Origin of the sequence: Mesorhizobium sp. M7A.F.Ca.CA.001.10.2.1, assembly GCF_003998575.1 — a bacterium.
Lineage (GTDB): Bacteria > Pseudomonadota > Alphaproteobacteria > Rhizobiales > Rhizobiaceae > Mesorhizobium.
Genome location: NZ_RZQY01000407.1, coordinates 1 through 5,382, shown reverse-complemented (window position 1 = coordinate 5,382; position 5,382 = coordinate 1). Strand labels below are relative to the sequence as shown.

At 58.5% G+C, this 5,382-nt stretch carries 6 protein-coding genes; 2 read left to right on the top strand and 4 right to left on the bottom strand.

The annotated features are described in order from the left end of the window. The 3 genes from EN964_RS23080 to EN964_RS23065 form a co-directional block, all read right to left on the bottom strand. Positions 1-241 (bottom strand): aminoacyl-tRNA hydrolase (locus EN964_RS23080; RefSeq protein WP_164775944.1); only part of this gene is annotated, 241 nt, incomplete at its 3' end. 23 nt (positions 242-264) lie between these two features. Continuing rightward, the gene (locus EN964_RS23075; RefSeq protein ID WP_127270548.1) at positions 265-906 is read right to left on the bottom strand and encodes a 50S ribosomal protein L25/general stress protein Ctc; all 642 of its coding nucleotides are present in this window, start codon (positions 904-906) and stop codon (positions 265-267) included. A 247-nt stretch (positions 907-1,153) separates the two neighbouring features. Next, positions 1,154-2,188, bottom strand: coding sequence for a class I SAM-dependent methyltransferase (locus EN964_RS23065; protein WP_127267866.1), 1,035 nt, complete (start codon positions 2,186-2,188; stop codon positions 1,154-1,156). A gap of 293 nt (positions 2,189-2,481) precedes the next feature. Between EN964_RS23065 and EN964_RS23060 the strand changes: the two genes are divergently transcribed. Further along, on the top strand, positions 2,482-4,488 hold the full coding sequence (locus tag EN964_RS23060; RefSeq protein WP_127267870.1) for a bifunctional diguanylate cyclase/phosphodiesterase: 2,007 nt from the start codon (positions 2,482-2,484) through the stop codon (positions 4,486-4,488). Positions 4,489-4,580: 92 nt separating this feature from the next. On the opposite strand, the gene EN964_RS23055 is transcribed toward EN964_RS23060, so the two are convergent. Further along, a complete protein-coding gene (locus EN964_RS23055) occupies positions 4,581-5,009 on the bottom strand; it encodes a MarR family winged helix-turn-helix transcriptional regulator (RefSeq protein WP_127267865.1) in 429 nt (142 codons plus the stop codon). Between the two features lie 151 nt (positions 5,010-5,160). Here EN964_RS23055 and EN964_RS23050 point away from each other — a divergent pair. Continuing rightward, a partial coding sequence (locus tag EN964_RS23050) for an alpha/beta fold hydrolase (protein WP_164775943.1) occupies positions 5,161-5,382 on the top strand: 222 nt, incomplete at its 3' end.

Below are 5,382 nucleotides of genomic sequence, written 5' to 3'. Positions count from 1 at the left end.
GCTTGTAGAAGCGCAGTGCTTCGCCGACCGACTGGCCGGACAGGTTCATGAAGGTCTGCGGCTTGATCAGGACGATTTTTTCGCCGCCGAGCGTGCCCTCGGAAATGAGGCCCTGGAATTTCTTCGACCAGGGCGAAAAGGAATGGCGGCGGGCGATTGCGTCCGCCGCCATGAAACCGACATTGTGGCGGTTGTCAGCGTATTTCGCGCCCGGATTGCCGAGACCTGCAAACAGCAGCATCGCCTGCTCCGGGCGTGAAAGAGTTACTTCTCGTCGGCGGCAGGAGCCGCTTCAGGTGCAGCTGCTTCAGCCGTCTCTTCCGTCTCCGGCTTCATCGCCGACGAACCGGCAATGGTCGCGATGGTGAAGTCGCGGTCGGAGATCACAGGCTTGACGCCAGCCGGCAGCTTGACCGCCGAGATGTGGATCGAGTCGCCGATGTTGGCGCCGGTGAGATCGACGGTGATGAACTCCGGGATCGCATTGGCCGGGCAGTGGAACTCGACTTCGTGACGCACGATGTTGAGCACGCCGCCGCGCTTGATGCCGGGCGACTTGTCCTCGTTGATGAAGTGGACAGGCACGTCGACATTGACTTCGGTGTCCTTGCCGATGCGCAGGAAGTCGACATGGACAGGGAAATCCTTGACCGGGTCGAGCTGGAAGTCCTTCGGCAGGACCTGGATCTTCTTGCCGTCGACATCGATCGTGGCGATCGTGGTCAGAAACCCACCGCCATGGATCTTGTAGTAGATATCCTTGTAGGTGAGCGCGATAGCCAGGGGAGGCTGCTTGTCACCATAGATTACTGCAGGCACTTTACCGTTGCGGCGAACTGCACGGGCGGACCCCTTACCGACCTGTTCGCGTGCTTCGGCCTTGAGCTCGTAAGTGTCGTGGCTCATGGCATTTCCTTTCGGTTTACTGGAGCGCTCACGGTTGGCAGAGTGCCTGGACCGTAAACGTCGAAAGCCGACATACCCATGCATGATCTGGTCCGAAAACCGGAATCCACTTTTCGGGATCATGCGGGAAGGCGGCCTTCCGCCGCGTTGCCTCCAAGGGTGTCTACGCGGGTGGCGGCTCTATAGCGGAAGGCGGCCGGAGGTGCAAGCCAAAGGCACGCCCAGGCTGGTGCAGTCCAGGCGGTCGCTATCCGCGCTTTTCGATGACGGCATAAAGCACGTTGCGGTTCTCGCCGAAGAACACCCGCGCCTCGACGGTGTTGCGGTCGACGCTGGCATTGACGATGTTCCACATATCGACCTCCGATCGCAGCAGCAACACCCAGTCCATGAATGTCTCCCGGTAGCCGGCGTCAGGCGTGCCCTCGGCGTAGTTCGCAAACAGGAACGTCCCGTTCGGCTTCAGCATCTGCAGGCAGGTCTTCGTGAGTTTCACCGCGACGTTGTGGGCGAGGTAGTCGTAAAGGCCGGAGGCATAGATGAAATCGAACTTGCCGAGCTTGTGACCCCGCGTGAGCACGGTTCGCACCGAGCCGTCGATGGCTTCGACCGCGGTGCCCTGGAAGTCGCGCGCGATCAGCCCAACGCTCTGGGGATCCTGATCGAGCGCAACCCAGCGCTTGAGACGGCCCTCCGTCAAGGCGACCGAGCGATTGGCCTCCCGCAAATGGCCGGCCGCGATCGCCAGGATCTCGGTTTGCGGTCCATTCTTGACCGCAATCTCGTCGACATATCGGGTCAGGAGGTCGCGTCGTTCCCGTGCCGCGACGCATGAGGGTACGTTCTGGGTATGGCTATAGAGCGCCTTGCCGATCTCCGAGGCGTTGGCCACGCTCTCTGCCACGTGCGGATCGCAATAGATGTAATCAAGCAACTGCGCGTCGCCGGAATAGCCCCTGGGCTTGGTGAAGGACCAGTGCGTCAGCGGATCCTCGAGAAAATACTTCAGGATCGGATGGTTCTGCGCCACCGGTATCAACGCATGCCAGACGTCGGGATGAACCTTGGAATGCAGGCCATTGAGGAAGGACAGCAAGCGACCGACGATCTCGGCGGGGTTCTTGTCCTGTTCGATCTGCTGCTGTGTCGCGTGGAGAATGAGCGCCAGCTCCGCGCGCGCGGTTTCGAACGCTTCGCCATGATGCTCGAGCTTTCCCCGAGGCAGCGTGCCGGCGAGCATCGCGGCAGTAATCAAGCTTTTGCCATCAAGAACGGTCTGCACGCCATCACTCCATAGTTAACAGTCGGTTAACTTATTGCGTAGAATGCTCCATTTGCCAATGTCGGGCTGACGGCATTTTATCGTTATGATTAATTTCCCGCCAACCATGTTCCTCTTTAGACGGCTTCCGGCCCGAATTCCGGGTTCGAGTTAACGGAAACTTGTCTTGCGCGATTGCATTTGTTTGCCCGGCGTCGCAATCGCCGTCGCGTCCAAAGGAGCCGGCCCGCGTGGGGGCAGAAGCTGGAAATGAGTTCGGAAAACAAAATCCCTTTCAAACGGGGTCTATTGTGATGAACGAACACCTGTCCTCCGTATTGGTCGATACGGTTGATGCGGAGCCGTACGAGCCGCGCTATGAACTGAGCGCCGACGAGCTCCGCACCCTTTACCGCACCGAAGCGCAGGCGACGCGAAGAGGAGAAGCCAGGCCAGGGCTCTGGATTGCGGTTGCGATCTATCTCTTGTTTTCGGCAACGGATCTGCTGCTGATCCCGGATGTTGCTGCCTACACGATCACGGCGCGCTTCGCAGTCGGCTTGAGCGCGCTTTTGATCCTCGAAGCACAGCTTCGCCGGGGGATTGGAACGGAATGGCTCGACGTGACCTGCGCCGGAGCCATCATCTTCGGCTATGTTGGTTGGTTGTGCCCAGCGGTTCTTGGCGCGGACAAGGAAAGCGTCTCTTACTACATGGTCTTTGGGACCATATTCATGATGAGCGCAAATCTTTTCTTTACGTTCAATTTCAAGCTTTCTATCGTAACCTCGGCAATAATATTGTGTATACTTTACATCGTAAATTACTTCGTTCCTTCAACCCTTACATACAAAATGGTATTCGGGGCTTTCTATATATCCTGTTTCACGTTCACCTCGTATGTGAACTGGAAACTGAATGAGGAACGCTACAACGTCTTTCTGAATGCCCTGGAAGCCAAGATCCAGCACAATGAGGCGACCGAACGCGGCAAGGCCCTGCTGAGGTTGTCGCGGACCGATCCGCTGACGGGTCTGGAGAACCGGCGCGCGATCGACGAGAAGCTGCGGGACTACTGGAGCGATTGGCAAAAGGTCGGTACCAGCTTCGGGGCGATCCTCATCGACGTGGACTTCTTCAAGAAATTCAACGACTGCTACGGCCATCAGGAAGGCGACCGCTGCCTGATCCATGTCGCCAATGCCCTTAGCGACATGATCAAGCAGTATAATGGCTCCATCGGCCGCTATGGCGGTGAAGAGTTCATCGTCCTGGCTCGCATGGAGAAAAAAGAGCAGATACTGGATATAGCGGAAGCCATTTGCAGCACGGTCGAGAACCTGGCGCTGACGCACGAACTGCGGCGCGACGGCGTCTCGATCGTAACGGTGAGCGTTGGCGCCGCATTCACCAGGACGCAGACCGGCGCCAAGCTGGAGAAGATCATCCACGAGGCCGATCGCGCTCTCTATCTGGCAAAAGCCGGCGGCCGAAATTGTGCCCGGCTGTTCGATCCAACCGATCCGCAAAGCAGCGACGAGAGCGAGAACATCGCGGCCTTGCTGAAGATCGCGATCGGCCAGAATCTCGTTTCACTGGTTTATCAGCCTATCCAGGATGTCAAATCGGACCGGGTTGAAGCGGTGGAGGCTCTGATGCGCCTCAAAATGCTGGACGGCACATCGGTTCCGCCGAGCCTGTTCATTCCCGTCGCCGAGCGAACCGGCGCGATCCTGGAACTCGGGCGCTGGGCGATAAGGACGGTGTGCGCCGAACTCCTGGCTGACGACCACGTCCGTGTCGTCAGCGTCAACGTCTCCCCGATCCAGCTTAAGACACCTGGCTTCGCAACGTCTGTCGCGACCATTCTGGGCGAAACCGGCGTCGCCGGCAGCAGGCTGGCCTTCGAGATCACCGAAGGGCTGGAGATGGAGATGCACTCGGACATTCTGCGCTGCATCAGCGACCTGAAGCTGCTCGGGATCAAGATATGGCTTGATGATTTCGGGACGGGCTTTGCGGGCCTTTCGTGGCTTCGCCTGATCGATTTCGACACGGTGAAGATCGACCGATCGTTTCTGCACGACTGCAGCTCCCTGAGCGGCAAGGCGATGCTGCAGGACATCATCACCCTGGTTCGAAATCGCGGCCACAAGATCCTGGTCGAAGGGGTGGAAACCGACGAACAGATGGCTTTGATGCGCGAATTCGGCATAGACAAGATCCAGGGCTTCCATGTCGGCCGCCCCGCTCCCGCCGCCAGTTTCCAGGCAAAGCGGGCCATGCGCAAACGGTCATTTGCCGTGCTTAAGTCCGCATGATGGTGGCCTCTTTCCGACGTTTGGCTTAGCCGCCCTCAAAAGCCGTACTGATTGCAATCAACCCATGACTGGGCCAAGCGGCTACCTAGGGGCTACCGGTCGCTGGTCAACGCGTTGCGTAGCGCCTGGATCTGCCGGTTCAAGGCATCGAGCTCGGCAAGCGTCATGCCCGAGCGTTCGACCAAGGTCTCGTTCAGACAGTTGCATTGGACCAGCAGCGCGCGTCCGGCTGATGTCAGGTCGACCTGCACCTGGCGTTCGTCGGTCTGGCTGCGCTGGCGGGTCACCAGCTCGGCTTGCTCCATTCGCTTCACCAGCGGCGTGACGGTGCTCGATTCCAAAGCCAACCGGTTGGCGATGGTGCCGACCGACATCCCATCGGCCTCTCCAAGTGCGTTCAGCACCAGGTACTGCGGATAGGTGATGCCCATCTCGTCCAGCATCGGCTTGTAGGTGCGGTTTATCGCCATGCTGGTGGCATAGAGCGTGAAACAGAGCTGATTGTCCAACGGGAGAGGCACGGCGCATTCCTTTTGCCAATATGGGCATCAATTCGATACCACGAAAAATGATATCGCGATACATATTTTTGTGGACAAGGGTTTTGTGCCGCGTTAGCTATATGGTTATCGCGATATTGTTTATCGCGGAAATAACCACAAGGAGATTGAGATGACCTCGCAAACCAAGCCCAGCTCCGGCAGCGGTACGATCACCACCAAGGACGGAACGCAGATTTACTACAAGGACTGGGGGACCGGGCAGCCTGTCGTCTTCCATCATGGCTGGCCGTTGAGCAGCGACGATTGGGACGCCCAGATGCTGTTCTTCCTGTCACAAGGCTACCGTGTCATTGCCCATGATCGGCGTGGCCATGGGCGCTCGACCCAGACG